This is a genomic window from Pseudomonas mandelii (assembly GCF_006438925.1).
GTDB classification, from domain to species: domain Bacteria; phylum Pseudomonadota; class Gammaproteobacteria; order Pseudomonadales; family Pseudomonadaceae; genus Aquipseudomonas; species Aquipseudomonas mandelii_C.
The window spans coordinates 367,730-381,264 of record NZ_RCZA01000007.1; the positions used below are offsets into that span (position 1 = coordinate 367,730).

The window sequence follows — 13,535 nt, forward strand, 5'->3', positions numbered from 1 at the left end:
GTCAGTCTCGCTTGAGGCCCTGATCCAGGCGTGCCATGGCGTGTTGCAATTGATCGACGGCCTCGTCGATCAACGGCGCGCGCCCTTCGGCGCAGGCACGCTCCAGATGTTCGCAGCACTCGATCAAACGTTTTGCACGAACCATCCGCGCACCACCTTTGATGCGGTGCGCCAGGTCTTGCAGCCGGTGACGATTGCCACTGACGTGCGCTGCAAGCAGATCATCGCGATCGTAGCGATTGGTCTCGGCCAGTTCGCGCAACAACTGATTGATCAGCGTCCGGTCTTCACCGACGTAGAGCTCCAGGCCGGTCAAGTCGATCTCGGACGTTGCTTGCTCTTCAACCGGCGCTGGCGGCTCATTCACAAATCGGGACGCCAGCCAGGCACTCAAATCTGCCAGCCGGATCGGTTTGAACAGACAGTCGTCCATGCCCGCTTCAAGGCAGCGGATCTTTTCCTCCGGCTGCGCATTGGCGCTAAACCCAAGAATCAGCGTGGGTGGCAAGCCATTAGCGCGCTCTTCATCGCGTATCGCACCCGCCAATTCATAACCATTGACCACCGGCATGTTGCAATCGGTGATGACCAGATCGAGCTCATGCTCGCGCCACTTCGCGAGACCACGCTCGCCATCCTCAACCTCCAGCACCCGATGCCCCAGGTAGCTCAGCTGCCGTGAGAGCAACAATCGATTGGCCGGGTAATCGTCGACCACCAGAATCGTCAGTAGCCGAGTGGCCACCTGCAATCCGCTATCCACCCACTCGCCGCAGGTCAACGGTTGCAACGCAATCAGATCAAAGCTGATGTCGACCTGCGTACCCAGTCCGAGGATGCTGTCGAACTGCAATCGGCCGCCCATCTTTTCGCACAGAGTGCGGCTGATCACCAGTCCCAGACCGGAGCCAGTGTGGCCTGACTGCTGGCTGTTGCCGGCCTGCACGAACGGGCTGAACAGTCGTTGCTGATCGACGACACTGACACCGATGCCGCTGTCCTCAATACGCACACTGACGGCCAGATGCCCCGACACACCGGGCTCTACTCGCAGTGTCAGACTCACCTCACCTTCACGGGTGAACTTGATCGCATTGCTCAGCAGATTGGACAGCACCTGCTTGAAGCGCGTGGGGTCGACTAACACGTCACGATCGCTGTGTTCGGCCAATTCGACCCGCCACTGCAAGTTTTTCTGCCGTGCCAGGCCTTCGAAAACCCGACACACCGACTCCACCAGCGTGCGTAGATTGGCCCGCTCAGGGGTCAGCGACAAATGCCCGGACTCGATGCGGGCGATGTCCAGGATATCGCCGATCAACGCCAGCAATTGCTGCGCAGCATTGGATGCCACTTCGATGGCGGAGCGATCAGTGAAGCCCTCTTCCGCTCGCTTCAGCGCCAGTTCGAGCATGCCGATCAGGGCATTCATCGGTGTGCGGATTTCATGACTCATGGTCGCCAGAAAGGTGGTTTTGGCGCGGTTGGCATCATCGGCGGCGTTCTTGGCATCCTGCAATTGCCCGAGCAGTTGTTGGCGTTGAGTTATCTGCCGACGCTGCCAGGCAATCCAGGCCAGTGCGAGCAACAGCAAAGCGCCCGCAGCGGCAAACGCCTGGAGAATGCCTTGGCGATGACGCAGCCAGTAGCTGTCATCGACTACCACATCATTGCTCCAGCGGGCTAACAGCTCATCCATCTCCTGGGGCGAAATGCTCAGCAGTGCCTTGTTCAGAATCGAGTGCAACTCCAGCGCACCACGGCTGGTGGCCAGAGCGATACGCGCCGGTTCATCACCCACGGTGCTGCTGATCCGCAGACGCTCGCGGTATTGCCGGGTGATCAGATACCGAGCCACGATCAATGAGCTGACTGCCCCGTCGACCTGGCCCTTGATCACCCATTCCATACCCTGCGCCGGACTCTGCACTTCGACCAGACGTACATTGGGCGCCCGAGCGCGGATGAACCCGAGCAACGGATGACCGCGATAAATTGCCAGGCGTTTACCGGCCATGTCATCCAGGGTCCTGGGGCTTCCCGGGGTGGTCGCACTGACCAGTACAAACGGATTGTTCAAGTAGGCCCGAGTGAAACGCATTTCGACTTCGCGTTCGATACCGGGCGTGACCACAGGTAACACGTCGATCTTGCCGTCCTTGAGTTGCTGGATCTGCTGATCGAGGGAGTCACCCCGCTGCACCTTGAAGGTCAAGCCGCTGCGCTGGCTGATCAGCGTCAGCAATTGCGCGGTCAACCCGCTGAGTTGTCCCTGTGCATCGTAAAAAGTCAGCGGTGCAAAGCTCTCGACGGCACCCACTTCCACCGTCGGATGTTGATCCAGCCAACGTTGTTCACTGGCGCTCAAACGTACTCGTTCTTGACCCGCCATGTTGGCTCTTCCGGCACTCCAGCGCTGCTCGATGGCCGTGCGCTGATCCATGGGAATCGCCGCCAGAGCCTTATCGACAATGCTCTTCAGACGAGGGTTGCCCCGACTGAAGGCAAAGCCGAACGGATTGGCGTCCAAGCCGGAAGGCCCTACCAGGCGTACGTTACTGAGGTAGTTGTTATTGATGAGGTAATTGGCGCTGATGAAGTCCCCGAGGTACACATCATCCTGCCCGAACGCCACCGCCCCGATCGCATCGAGTGCCGAGGGGTAGCGTTGCAAGCTCGCATCGGGATAGAAGGCTTCGACAGTCTGCGCCTGCAGATAGTCATCGACCATGGCGATGCGTTTGCCGGCGAGGTCGACGGGCACCTGTTCGTCCAGCCGCGTGACCAGCATTGGCTGATCTTCAGCATAAGCAGTGGATCGGGTCAGCTCGGGATCGGCCGCTTCGTAATTGTTGGACGTGCCGAGCAGGTCCAGATCATCGTGTTTGAGGGCATCCATGGCCGCCTCGCGCGTGCGATAACGAAGCACGTCGATTTTTACATGCAGCAGTTGCCCCAACAGCGCGGCATAGTCTGCGGTAATGCCTTCCAGCTCATCAACGTTTCGCGTGATCTCGAACGGCGGGTAGTCCGGCCCCGACACCCCGAGGCGCAAGACTCGTTTGCCACGCAACCACTGCCAGTCTTTTTCACCCAGCTGGACCTGATAACCCTCCACCGCGGAACGCCCCAGCACATGCAAAAGCTTTGGCTCATCGGCCGCCGTCACCGGTGCTGCCAGTCCACAGAACAGCAACAGGGCCCACAAACAATCGCGCATGATCGGGCTCACTCAGATCAGATGATTACGCTTGGCAAAGTCCCTCAGGTGTACCGACGAATCCACGTTGAGTTTTCCAACCAGACGGGTCTTGTAGGTGCTGACGGTCTTGTGACTCAAGTGCATGATTTCAGCGATCGCCTTGTTACTGATGCCCCGGGCCAGATGCTGAAAGATCGTCAGTTCCCGGTCGGAGAGTTGATCGATCATCTGTTTTTCACTCAGTTGTATCGAGTTCAGCGACACCGACGCCGAGGGTAGCTGGGCGAAATAGGTGTAACCGCCCATCACGGCATGCACGGCTCTGTGCAAGTGCTGCAAGTCATTGGACTTGGCAACATAGCCCGCGGCGCCGGCGTGCATGCAACGATCCTGATAAAACATGGGTTCCTGGGACGTGAAGACCAGTACTCGACAGGGCACCCCACTGGTCTTGATCCGCGCCAGTACATCCAGCCCGTCGAGCGAGGGCATCACCAGATCCAGTACCACCAGATCAGGCTTGTGTTCGCGGATCATCGGCAAGACTTCATTACCACTCGCCGCTTCGTATATCTGCTTGAAACCCTCCTGCGCCAGTACGATTTTGACTGCGGCGCGAACCACCGGATGATCGTCCACAATCAGCACTGACTTCATGGCAACTCCTGTGCAACAAAAACGACGATTGAACAATCAATGCCCATGAGCCCGGCCCGGTTGAACGCGCCGGCTGCGCAAAGACTTTTGCATGGAAAACCGGGCGCAACTACCTGACAGAAATGACAGTGCCGACGAACGGTAGACGAGGGTCGATGATCGCCATCAGCCGCGCAATAGACGCCAGATCAGGCAGCATTGCGTGGCTCACCTCAACGGTCTGTTGAACGCAGGCAGGAATGGGCGGCAGTTGCGCCTGCTGACCGTCATAGATCAAGGCGTGATGAACCTGTTGGTTATCAAGGAAAAAATCGAACAGGTTCAAAGCCCCGCCCGCCAGCGAGGCATTGATGACCACCAGATCAAAAGGCTCGCAACCGTATTCGACCAGGGTCAACAGCTCTTCAAGGCTGTGCACCGGTGCTATCCGGTAGTAGTCGAGTTGATTGAACAGTCGCTCGACCTTCATGCGGTGAAAATGCAACTCGTCGGCGATCAGGATACGTAAGGCTTTGTTCGACAACGTGGGCCCCCAGGAGGGTATCGAATTCGTGAGGGCGCAAGGCTACGGAAGACCCGTCGATCTTTCTGTAGGACTTTTCCTAAAAACTGCAACCCTCGTCCGGTGACCTGGGAAGTTAAAGTCAAAAAACCGTCCGGACACGGTACTTCTGTAGGAGCTGCCGCAGGCTGCGATCTTTTGATCTGGCTGCTCGACAATTTCGCTCGAAGATCAAGATCAAAAGATCGCAGCCTGCGGCAGCTCCTACATCTGGCAGCATTACTGCCAGCCAAACCGGCGAACATAGAATCCCTTCACGGCCTGGGTCAGCGCCATATAGGCCAGCAGAATCACCGGCAGGAACACGAAGTACAGCGACGGCAGCGCCTGTAATTTGAAGTAGTGCGCCAGCGGTCCCATCGGCAGGAAGATGCCGACGGCCATGATGATTCCAGTCATTACCATCAGTGGCATCGCTGCGCGGCTTTGCAGGAACGGGATTTTCGGTGTGCGGATCATGTGCACGATCAGCGTCTGGGTCAGCAGCCCGACCACGAACCAGCCGGACTGGAACAGGGTTTGATGATCCGGGGTATTGGCGTCGAAGACGTACCACATCAAGGCAAACGTAGTGATGTCGAAGATCGAGCTGATCGGTCCGAAAAACAGCATGAACCGGCCAACATCCGCTGGCTGCCACCGCTGCGGTTTGCTCAGCATTTCTTCATCGACGTTATCGAACGGAATGGCGATCTGCGAAATGTCATAGAGCAGGTTCTGCACCAAGAGGTGCATCGGCAGCATCGGCAGGAACGGAATGAAGGCACTGGCCACCAGCACCGAGAACACGTTGCCGAAGTTCGAGCTGGCGGTCATTTTGATGTACTTGAGCATGTTGGCGAAGGTCCGACGCCCTTCCAGTACGCCCTCCTCCAGCACCATCAGACTTTTCTCCAGCAGGATGATGTCCGCCGCTTCCTTGGCGATGTCCACGGCGCTGTCCACCGAAATGCCAATGTCGGCGGTGCGCAGGGCTGGCGCGTCGTTGATACCGTCGCCCATGAAACCGACGACATGACCGTTGCCCTTGAGCAAACGCACGATGCGTTCCTTGTGCGACGGGGTGAGTTTGGCGAAGACGTTGGTGCTCTCCACCGCCACCGCCAGTTCGGCGTCGCTCATCCGCTCGATGTCGTTGCCCATCAACAGGCCTTGTTGCTCCAGGCCGACTTCGCGGCAAATCTTCGCGGTCACCAGTTCGTTGTCTCCGGTCAGCACTTTCACCGCCACGCCGTGAGCGGCAAGGGCTTTAAGGGCCGGCGCGGTGCTTTCCTTGGGTGGATCGAGAAACGCCACGTAACCGATCAGCGTCAGCGCCTGTTCATCCGCCAGGCTGTAGGTATCGCGCCCTTCAATCATCGGCCGCGCTGCAACCGCCACCACGCGCAAGCCTTCGGCATTGAACGATGCGGTGACCTGACGAATCCGCGCCAGCAATTCATCGCTCAGTGCTTCATCGACCTCGCCGTGACGCACCCGAGTGCACACCGCCAGCACTTCTTCCACCGCGCCCTTGCAGATCAGCAGGTGCGAATGATCGCGCTCGGCGACCACCACTGACATCCGACGGCGAGTGAAGTCGAACGGGATCTCGTCGACCTTGCGAAACGCCGTGCCGACTTTCAGTTCACGGTGGATTTCCACGTGTTCGAGCACCGCCACGTCCAGCAGGTTTTTCAGGCCCGTCTGGTAGTAGCTGTTGAGGTAGGCCATTTCCAATACGTCATCGGAATCGTTGCCCCAGACATCGACGTTACGCGCCAGGAAGATCTTGTCCTGAGTCAGGGTGCCGGTCTTGTCGGTGCACAGCACGTCCATGGCGCCGAAGTTCTGGATCGCGTCGAGGCGTTTGACGATGACTTTTTTACGCGACAGGAACACCGCGCCCTTCGCCAGGGTCGAGGTGACGATCATCGGCAGCATTTCCGGGGTCAGGCCCACGGCAATCGACAGCGCGAACAGCAGCGCCTGGGTCCAGTCGCCCTTGGTGAAGCCGTTGATGAACAGTACCAGCGGCGCCATGACGAACATGAAGCGGATCAGCAGCCAACTGACTTTGTTGACGCCAGTCTGGAATGAAGTGGGTGCGCGATCCGTAGCGCCAACCCGCTGGGCCAGTGCACCGAAATAAGTGTTGTTGCCGGTAGTCAGGATCACCGCCATGGCCGTGCCGGACACCACGTTGGTGCCCATGAACAGAATGTTGTCGAGGTCCAACGGGTTGCGGGTGTCACTGTCCTGCTGACGGGGGAATTTTTCCACCGGCATCGATTCGCCGGTCATCGCGGCCTGGCTGACGAACAAGTCCTTGGCGCCGATCACCCGGCAATCGGCGGGAATCATGTCGCCGGCCGAGAGCACGATCAGGTCGCCTGGCACCAGTTGCTTGATCGGCAGCTCGGTACGTTGCGCATCCCGACGCAACACCGTAGCGGTGTTGCTGACCATCGCCTTGAGCGCGTCGGCGGCCTGGTTGGATTTGGTTTCCTGCCAGAAGCGCAGCAAGGTCGAGAGCACCACCATGGAGAAAATCACGATGGCGGCTTTCATGTCCTCGGTCAGCCAGGAGATGACCGCGAGCAACGTCAGCAGCAAGTTGAACGGGTTTTTGTAGCAGTGCCACAAGTGGGTCCACCACGGCAGAGGTTGTTCGTGCTCGACTTCGTTAAGGCCGTATTGCACGCGCAGTGCATCGGCTTCGAGTTCACTCAGGCCATCGGTGTGGCTGCCAAGGTTGTTCAGCAGTTGGCCGGTGTCGCTGTTGGCAGCGCTCACCAGGGTTTGCGCCAGGGTGGGCGGCACCTCGCGGCTGACCGTGGTGTCGGTGAAGTTTTCCAGCAGCGCCAGGCGACGGAAGTGTCGGGCGATGTGGCGGGTGCGCAGGAATCCGGCGAAGAATTCTTTGAGCAGGGTCAGGTTCATGACAGTTCCCCCAGGGTCAGCCGGGAAACCGTCGAGCAGGCGTGTCGATGCGCCGCGATGACGACAACAAGTCGAACATCACGCACGGTTCAGCGTCGATGAGAGGGACGTCGGGACACGGACCAGGACCGGCCGCGATCAGGATGCCGCTGCTCGCTTTTCGGCGAGACAACGGCACAAAAAAGTGGCGCGTTATCTTGCCGGGAAGGTGCCGGTTATCGAAACCGGCCGACTACTGTCACTCGAACAAGTACCCACTGTGGGTCTCCGCTATTGATTGAAAACGCGCGAAGCTTACGCCCCGATTTCTGGAGAGTAAACGATGCAAAGCCGTGTGGAGGGGGAATCGCGGGGTTCTTCAGGAAGGGTTCAGGATTTTGGATTTGTGCTGTTCTTCAGGGCCTCTTCGCGAGCAAGCCCGCTCCCACAATGGGCCTGCGTTCACAGGAAAAAATTTGGGAGCGGGCTTGCTCGCTCCCACAGGTGTTGAGTGATGCTGAGACTGGGTCAGGCGCTGACGGCCATGGCATGCCGCCGATGATGAACGCCCAGCTGATCCTTGATCACCCGCAACACCTTGGCTTCGTGCTCGTGGATAAAGAAGGGTCCGCCAGCGAGCATGTCCACCGAGAAACTGCCATGGGTTTCCTTGCGCCAACCGATCAGCTGCTCGGTGGTGGCGCGATCAGCCTTGCCGCCAAGCACATGGATCGGGCACTTGAGCAACGGGCGCTGTTGCGGTTCGAAACGTCCGCATAATAGAAAGTCCGCGCGCAGGGCCGGCAGTGTCAGGTTCATCAGCTCTTCGTTGGCCAGCACCTCTTCACTGGTGCCGTTGAGGGTGCGCAATTGCTCGATCAATTCAGCATCGGTTTTGGGCTCGGCGAACCCCCTGTCGTAGTCGGCCCGCATTGTGGGTGCGGCGGTACCTGAAGCGAACAGCGCCACCGGTTCCGGGCAGCCCAGCGAGCGAAACGCATGGGCCATCTCACAGGCCAGCAACGCGCCAAGGCTATGACCGAACAGCGCGTACGGCGCCTTGAGCGTGGCTTTTTGTTCCTGCGCCAGTTGCAGCGCCAGGCGTCGCATGTCGGTGTGCAAGGGTTCGCCAAACCGCGCACCACGCCCCGGCAATTCCACGGGTTGCAGCTTGAGCCACTCCGGCAGTTTGCGCCGCCAGCGGCTGTAGACCATGGCACTCGCGCCCGAATAGGGCAGGCAGAGCAATGTCAGCTGGGTCACCGGGTTTACCTCAAAAGTTGTCTATCAAGAGAACGGATGAGCGCCGACGAGAATTAGTCGTACAGATAACCCTGTGGGAGCGAGCTTGCTCGCGATAGCGGTGTATCAGTCAACATGAATGTGGCTGCCAGACCGCTATCGCGAGCAAGCTCGCTCCCACATTTAGTCATCATTTCAAGTGGCGGAAGCTTTGCACTGCGGAACCGAGGACCACGGCGCCAGCGGCGACGGCGACCCAGAATCCGCTCTGGGCTCCAAATGCATCGATAAGCCAACCCGAACTGGCCGCACCCATCGCCACGCCAATGCTCAATCCGGTCACCAGCCAGGTCAGGCCTTCGGTGAGTTTGGCCGGCGGCACGATGCGCTCCACCAACGCCATCGCCACAATCAGGGTCGGCGCAAAAAACAACCCGGCGACAAACACCGCCAGCGACAGCCCGAGAATGTTCGTCGCCAGCAGCAACGGCAACGTAGTCACCGCCGTCGCCACTCCGCCGTACAGGAACAGTCGCGGCAACGGCAGTTTCGAGCGCAACGCCCCGAACGCCAAACCGGCCAGGCACGAGCCGATGGCATACACCGACAACACAATACTCGCCGCCGCCGGCTGGCCCTGCTGCTGGGCGAACGCCACGCTGACCACGTCCACCACACCGACGATGGTGCCCATGGCGACCATCAACAGCATCAGCAACTGAATCTCGCTGGAGCGAATGATCGAGCCCTGATGATGTTCTTCATGAGGATGAATCGCTGGCTCGGTGTCACGTTGCAGCACAAACGCCGTCACCCCGATCGCCAGCATCAGCAACGCCGCCAACGGCCCGGCCTCGGGGAACGCCACCACGCACAACCCCACCGACAGCGGCGGCCCGACAATAAAGCAGACTTCATCCAGCACCGATTCCAGCGCATAAGCCGTTTGCAGCTCAGGCTGGCCGCGATACAACTCGGTCCAGCGCGCCCGCACCATCGCCGACATGCTCGGCATGCAACCGGCTAACGCTGCGAACACAAACAACGTCCAGTGCGGCGCCTGCAAGCGAGTGCAAAGCAACACCAGCAACAACGCCCCGCCACCGATCAGCGCCGAGACTGGCAAGATCCGACGCTGCCCGAAGCGGTCCACCAGCCGCGAAACCTGCGGCGCACAAAACGCCGTGGCCAAGGCAAACGTCGCCGCCACTGCGCCAGCCAATCCATACCCGCCCTGCAGTTGCGAGAGCATGGTAATCAGGCCGATGCCAGTCATGGAAATCGGCATGCGCGCGATCATCCCGGCCAGCACAAAAGCACTGCTGCCTGGGGCTTTGAACAGCTCGCGGTAAGGGTTTGCCATGGGTGCCGGTCTCAACAAGGGCCTGCAAGTTGCCATAAGCCTGATTGAGGGGAAAGCAGGCAATTGTTGGTTGAATGTGAAGGCCTTGAAGATCAAAAGATCGCAGCCTTCGGCAGCTCCTACAGAAGATCGCATTCCACTGTAGGAGCTGCCGAAGGCTGCGATCTTTTGATCTTGCAGCTGAACTCTCTGCAACTCAAACCAGTCAGCTAATTAAGCCCTCAACTCAAGGCGCTGACGTTCATGCAGATTTCCCTCGACCAACAAGTCGCCCTGATCACCGGTGCCAGTTCCGGCATCGGTGCCGGCGCGGCCAAGGCCCTGGCCGCCGCCGGTGCCGCCGTGGTGATCAACTACAATTCCCAGGCCGCCCCCGCCGAGGAGCTGGCCCGGACGATCAATGCTGAAGGCGGTCGCGCCATCGCCATTGGCGCCGACGTCTCCAAAGAAGCAGACGTCGAACGGTTATTCGCACAAACCCTCGAAGCCTTCGGTTTTCTGGACATTCTGGTCGCCAACTCAGGCATGCAGAAAGACGCATCGGCCGTGGACATGAGTCTCGACGACTGGAACCAGGTGATTGGCGTCAACCTCACCGGCCAGTTCCTCTGCGCCCGCGCCGCCCTGCGAATTTTCAACCGGCAAGGCATTCGCGATGGAATCTCGCGGGCCGCGGGCAAGATCATCCATATGAGTTCGGTGCACCAGCGCATTCCCTGGGCCGGTCACGTCAATTACGCCGCGTCCAAGGGTGGCGTCGACATGCTGATGCAAACCCTCGCCCAGGAAGTCAGTCACCAGCGCATCCGCATCAACGGCATCGCGCCGGGCGCCATTCGCACGGCGATCAATCGCGCCGACACCGAAGGCGTCGCCGAGCAGGAGCTGCTCAAACTCATTCCTTACGGCCGCGTTGGCGATGTCGAGGACATCGCCAACGCGGTGGTCTTCCTCGCCTCCGATGCGTCCGACTACATCGTTGGCACCACCCTGTTCATCGACGGCGGCATGAGCCTTTATCCGGAGTTTCGCGGCAATGGCTGATCATCATCCCGAACGACAAAGCGCTATCGATGCCCATGGCATCATCGGCGACATGCGCAGCGCGGCACTGGTCAATGACAAGGGCAGTGTGGATTTTTTCTGCTGGCCGGAATTCGACAGCCCGTCGATCTTCTGCTCGCTGCTGGACACCCCTGAGGCCGGGATTTTCCAACTGTCCCCGGATTTACCCGACGCTCGCCGCGAGCAGATTTACCTGCCCGACACCAATGTGCTGCAAACCCGTTGGCTGAGCGATCGCGCAGTCGTCGAAGTCACCGACCTGCTGCCCATCGGCGACAGCGAAGATGACACGTCGGTGCTGATGCGCCGGGTTCGTGTGGTCAGTGGTCAGGCAACGTTTCACATGCGCTGCGCCGTGCGCCATGACTATGCGCGCGCCAAGACCCGCGCGCGCATGGATGAAGAAGACGTGACCTTCGAGGCCGCCGACCAGCCTTCCCTGCGCTTGTTTTCGGACCAGGTTTTACGCATAGACGGCCATGCGGCAGTCGCCGAATTCACCCTCGAACAGGACCAGACCGCCGAATTCATGCTGGGTGGTATCGACGATCCGCGATTCAAGGAAGGCGCCGCCGCGATCTGCCTGGAGCGGACCCTGAAGTTCTGGCGCGACTGGATCGGCCAGTCCAACTATCGCGGTCGCTGGCGGGAAATGGTCAATCGCTCGGCCTTGGCATTGAAGCTGCTGACCTCGCGCAAACACGGCGCAATCCTCGCCGCCGCGACCTTCGGCCTGCCGGAAACACCTGGCGGCGAGCGCAACTGGGATTATCGCTACACGTGGATCCGCGACGCCTCGTTCACCGTCTACGCATTCATGCGCCTGGGCTTCGTCCAGGAGGCCAACGATTACATGCGCTGGCTGCGCGGGCGGGTCAGTGATTGCCACGGAAAATCGATGAAGCTCAACATCCTCTACGCCATCGATGGTCGCCAGGAACTGCCGGAAACCGAACTCTCGCACCTCTCCGGTCATGGTGGCGCAACACCGGTACGGATCGGCAATCAGGCTTACGGCCAGGTCCAGCTCGACATCTTCGGCGAGCTGATGGACGCGGTGTACCTGGTCAACAAATACGGCGACGCCATCTCCCATGAAGGCTGGAAACATACCGTGGAAGTGGTCGATCAGGTCTGCGAAACCTGGGAGCAAGAGGACGTCGGCATCTGGGAAATGCGCGGCGAGCAGCATCACTTTCTGCACTCCCGGCTGATGTGCTGGGTCGCACTGGATCGAGCCATTCGCCTCGCCTCAAAACGCTCACTGCCCGCCCCGTTCGCCCGCTGGGACCAGACCCGACAAGCGATCTACGCTGACATCTGGGAAAACTTCTGGAACGAAGAATGCGGGCACTTCGTCCAGTACATCGGCGGTACCGCGCTCGATGGCTCGATGCTGCTGATGCCGCTGGTGCGCTTCGTCAGCGCCAAAGATCCGCGCTGGCTCGCGACCCTCGACGCCATCGAAAAAAACCTCGTGCGCGACGGCATGGTTTACCGCTATCGCAATGACGACACCCGAATCGACGGCCTCGACGGCACCGAAGGCGCCTTCGCCGCGTGCTCATTCTGGTACGTCGAATGCCTGGCTCGCGCCGGACGGGTGGAAAAGGCACATCTGGAGTTTGAACAGCTGCTGAGGTACGCCAACCCGCTGGGGTTGTACGCCGAAGAGTTCGACAGCCATGCGCGGCATCTGGGCAATACGCCGCAAGCGCTGACGCATTTGGCACTGATCAGTGCGGCCAGTTTTCTGGATCGGAAATTGAGTAGGGAGAAGAGTTTCTGGCAGCCGTGAAACCGCGTAGCCCCTTTCGTCGGAACGCCGCCCGGAGCCGGCTCGCTCCCACATTGGATCTTTAGTGGCCAGGAAATTTGTATTCGACCGAGATTAAATGTGGGAGCGAGCCTGCTCGCGATAGGGCCATCAGCCACAACACAAGGCCGACTGAACACCGGCGAAAGAAACGGTGGCCGGTATAGGCCAAGCTCCTACAACTGCTAAACAGAGCTGTTCAATCGCACGAAGCACCTGATTTCTATAGCCTGAAAACGTTTGTTGCCAGCCGTTACATCCCCACCTACCATCCCCCCTCAACGGGTACAGCGGAGCTGTCCAACAAAACCCGAATTCAAGGAACCAGAATGACCCAACGCATCCACCGCAGCATCGATACCCCACTCAGGTCCGGACTGAACCGCGACGAATTGTGGGAAGCCCACGACAAGGGCCTGATCAAATGCTGGGAAATCGGCCGCCAACGCGCCGCCCGTTTCCCCGAACTCGCGCAACGCTGCCTTGCCGGCGAACTGCCGGTGCTGGGCTGGAAAGGTGGCGTCAGCCGCAGCCTGAAGAAACTCGAAAAATACGGATCCCTCAAATACCTCGCCGAGTGGCAGGGGATGCGCGGGGAAGATCTGGATATTGATTTGAGTGAAGAACGGGCCTTGACCTGTTCGCGGACCAACATGGTGGTGACGTTCACGCCGGATCGGTCGAAATACTTTAATCAGGTGGCAGAAATCGAAGTCTAGGAACCAGG

At 59.6% G+C, this 13,535-nt stretch carries 9 protein-coding genes; 3 read left to right on the forward strand and 6 right to left on the reverse strand.

The window, feature by feature from the left end; genetic code table 11:
- Position 1: 1 nt before the first annotated feature.
- The 6 genes from EAH74_RS18705 to EAH74_RS18730 all read right to left on the reverse strand — a co-directional run bounded on the left by EAH74_RS18705 (position 2) and on the right by EAH74_RS18730 (position 9,927).
- The gene (locus EAH74_RS18705) at positions 2-3,220 is read right to left on the reverse strand and encodes a transporter substrate-binding domain-containing protein (RefSeq protein WP_140680274.1); all 3,219 of its coding nucleotides are present in this window, start codon (positions 3,218-3,220) and stop codon (positions 2-4) included.
- Between the two features lie 12 nt (positions 3,221-3,232).
- Positions 3,233-3,859, reverse strand: coding sequence for a response regulator transcription factor (locus tag EAH74_RS18710; RefSeq protein ID WP_140680275.1), 627 nt, complete (start codon positions 3,857-3,859; stop codon positions 3,233-3,235).
- A gap of 109 nt (positions 3,860-3,968) precedes the next feature.
- On the reverse strand, positions 3,969-4,382 hold the full coding sequence (locus EAH74_RS18715; protein WP_140680277.1) for a response regulator: 414 nt from the start codon (positions 4,380-4,382) through the stop codon (positions 3,969-3,971).
- A 258-nt stretch (positions 4,383-4,640) separates the two neighbouring features.
- Complete coding sequence (gene mgtA / locus EAH74_RS18720; protein WP_140680278.1) at positions 4,641-7,343, reverse strand: magnesium-translocating P-type ATPase; 2,703 nt, start codon at positions 7,341-7,343, stop codon at positions 4,641-4,643.
- 507 nt (positions 7,344-7,850) lie between these two features.
- The gene (locus tag EAH74_RS18725; protein ID WP_140680279.1) at positions 7,851-8,585 is read right to left on the reverse strand and encodes a thioesterase II family protein; all 735 of its coding nucleotides are present in this window, start codon (positions 8,583-8,585) and stop codon (positions 7,851-7,853) included.
- A 169-nt stretch (positions 8,586-8,754) separates the two neighbouring features.
- Positions 8,755-9,927, reverse strand: a complete 1,173-nt coding sequence (locus EAH74_RS18730; protein WP_140680280.1) for an MFS transporter — start codon at positions 9,925-9,927, stop codon at positions 8,755-8,757.
- A gap of 243 nt (positions 9,928-10,170) precedes the next feature.
- Here EAH74_RS18730 and EAH74_RS18735 point away from each other — a divergent pair, with 243 nt between their 5' ends.
- From EAH74_RS18735 to EAH74_RS18745, 3 genes are all read left to right on the forward strand, one after another.
- Entirely contained in the window at positions 10,171-10,971 is an 801-nt protein-coding gene (locus EAH74_RS18735) for an SDR family oxidoreductase (protein ID WP_140680281.1), read from the forward strand.
- Positions 10,964-12,790, forward strand: coding sequence for a glycoside hydrolase family 15 protein (locus tag EAH74_RS18740; RefSeq protein ID WP_140680282.1), 1,827 nt, complete (start codon positions 10,964-10,966; stop codon positions 12,788-12,790). Before EAH74_RS18735 ends, EAH74_RS18740 begins: the two co-directional genes overlap by 8 nt.
- A 347-nt stretch (positions 12,791-13,137) precedes the next feature.
- Positions 13,138-13,527 (forward strand): hypothetical protein, encoded by a 390-nt coding sequence (locus EAH74_RS18745; protein ID WP_140680284.1) that lies wholly within the window; start codon positions 13,138-13,140, stop codon positions 13,525-13,527.
- Positions 13,528-13,535 lie beyond the last annotated feature (8 nt).

Bases quoted from the DNA above. Each gene is read 5' to 3' on its own strand.
- EAH74_RS18705 (WP_140680274.1), bottom strand. From the start codon at position 3,220: ATGCGCGATTGTTTGTGGGCCCTGTTGCTGTTCTGTGGACTGGCAGCA.
- EAH74_RS18710 (WP_140680275.1), bottom strand. From the start codon at position 3,859: ATGAAGTCAGTGCTGATTGTGGACGATCATCCGGTGGTTCGCGCCGCA.
- mgtA (WP_140680278.1), bottom strand. From the start codon at position 7,343: ATGAACCTGACCCTGCTCAAAGAATTCTTCGCCGGATTCCTGCGCACC.
- EAH74_RS18730 (WP_140680280.1), bottom strand. From the start codon at position 9,927: ATGGCAAACCCTTACCGCGAGCTGTTCAAAGCCCCAGGCAGCAGTGCT.
- EAH74_RS18735 (WP_140680281.1), top strand. From the start codon at position 10,171: ATGCAGATTTCCCTCGACCAACAAGTCGCCCTGATCACCGGTGCCAGT.
- EAH74_RS18740 (WP_140680282.1), top strand. From the start codon at position 10,964: ATGGCTGATCATCATCCCGAACGACAAAGCGCTATCGATGCCCATGGC.
- EAH74_RS18745 (WP_140680284.1), top strand. From the start codon at position 13,138: ATGACCCAACGCATCCACCGCAGCATCGATACCCCACTCAGGTCCGGA.